The 1,006-nt window shown below is 45.0% G+C and carries 1 protein-coding gene; it reads left to right on the forward strand.

Annotation, left to right across the window (positions count from 1 at the left end; genetic code table 11):
* Positions 1 to 389: 389 nt before the first annotated feature.
* A complete protein-coding gene (locus tag B5D61_RS25530) occupies positions 390 to 803 on the forward strand; it encodes a hypothetical protein (protein WP_078816247.1) in 414 nt (137 codons plus the stop codon).
* Positions 804 to 1,006 lie beyond the last annotated feature (203 nt).

Below are 1,006 nucleotides of genomic sequence, written 5' to 3' on the forward strand. Positions count from 1 at the left end.
AACTGCCACTCTTCATCGCTGACATCGGTGGGATACGGAGGCTTGGGTTTCACGGTCTTGGATGCCATCCCAAGCTTATGCCCACTCTTTCACCCATTGTACAGCCCCTTTTCAAAGTTCATAACACGCTCTATGAAAACCCCATGTGTTAAGAATCGCCTCCGTCAACAGAGACAACACATAGCAGGCACGTTGTCTATGCCGGCTTCCAAAAAATAAAACTCCGCAGCAAGCTCCTCGGTGCAAAGGCTCAAAGGAGCTTGTGACCTTACCCTCTTGTGATACGTCCATGGATGGGCATGCCAAACTGGGGGAGATCAGCCGCTATAGGTGTAGGCGTTGGAGTTGGTTATGGATTAAGTGATTGATAAACAGGTGAAATTTAAATCATGATAAAAAATACATTTGTTGATTTTCGGGTTGATGGGGAAGTTGTTGATCCTAACTCTGTCGATATTGCCGTAAGATTCAATGATAAGACTAAGTGTTCGACATTTAGGCTGGCAATTAATAAAGAATTACTTTTTTTCGAGCTTGAACAGGCAGGCGTTAGCCTGGCATTTGCTGACTTAGCAGCTTTTGTTGAAGGAGATATTCGTGAAAATGGAAACATCGCCCTGTCAGGATACCTGGGGATAGCTCAGTCTTTGGTAAGAAAAAAAGAAAAAAACCCGCTCATTTCCTTTTTCAAGAGAGCAGTACATACAACTCGTTGGGCGATAATAAAATTTGATTCTGTTTCAGTGGATGACTTGAACTTAATACTGAATGGCAAAATAATAAACAACAATGACAACCGATAGCAGGCACGTTGCCCATGCCAGCTTTCAAAAAATAAAACTCTGTAGCAAGCTCCTCAGTGCAGAGGCCCAAAGGAGCTTGTTAGCTTACTCTCCGAACACGTCAGAGCACCCTCCCGCATTTTTCCTGCGTTTCACTCAGGCCCTGCAGACAGTGGCCTGAAGACCATTGAAAAGTCACCGCTCGTCGCGGTCTGGCACTGGTC

It is taken from the genome of Prosthecobacter debontii (assembly GCF_900167535.1).
In the GTDB taxonomy this organism is placed as follows: Bacteria; Verrucomicrobiota; Verrucomicrobiia; order Verrucomicrobiales; family Verrucomicrobiaceae; genus Prosthecobacter; species Prosthecobacter debontii.

Excerpts from the sequence above, each read along its gene's own strand:
- B5D61_RS25530 (WP_078816247.1), top strand. The coding sequence starts at position 390 with ATGATAAAAAATACATTTGTTGATTTTCGGGTTGATGGGGAAGTTGTT.